This is a genomic window from Aerococcus sp. L_32 (assembly GCF_050689315.1).
In genome coordinates this window covers 1-592 of sequence record NZ_JBOEQF010001141.1, presented here as the reverse complement: position 1 = coordinate 592, position 592 = coordinate 1, and the positions used below count along the sequence as shown (strand labels likewise).

The window sequence follows — 592 nt, the reverse complement described above, 5'->3', positions numbered from 1 at the left end:
TGCTACCAAAGGGACAACCCGCGTAGAAAAAATGGAATTAACAAAGTCTTCACTACCACAAGGTTCGCACGTATTAGTAATTGATGACTTCTTGAATGGTGGGGGAACAATTACTGGGATGAATTCAATGTTGAAAGAATTTAACTCAACGTGTGCTGGGATAGCCGTATTGTGTGAATCTGATACCCCAGACCGTGAAATCGACTTTAAATACGAGTCACTGATTAAAGTGCAAAAAGACCCTTCATTTGCCAAAGGATTCGAATTAACGCTTGGTACAATGTTTAAAGATTAATGGAAATTGCAAGAGACCTGTAAACCATTGTAAAAACAAGGATTATAGGTCTTTTTTTCTGGTTATTTTAATAGAAATTAAAAGTCCAAATACCATTTTATTTTGTGAAATATATGTAATGTTCTATATTTTAGCTATTCAAAGTGATAGACTATTTTATTATGAGTATTAATATTTCAATTTGGAAAGGTAAGTGGAGATGAAAGAACGACAACAAAACTTTGAATTGCTTCGAATTATTGCGATGTTTATGATTGTAGTTTCGCATGTAATCACCCACTACATCATGGAGGTAGC

Annotated in this window: 1 protein-coding gene; it reads left to right on the top strand. The window is 34.0% G+C overall.

The genetic code is table 11. The features are described from left to right. Positions 1–295, top strand: a 295-nt coding sequence (locus tag ACRCJ0_RS18615) for a phosphoribosyltransferase family protein (RefSeq protein ID WP_431391676.1), incomplete at its 5' end; no start/stop codon positions are given. Positions 296–592: the final 297 nt, after the last annotated feature.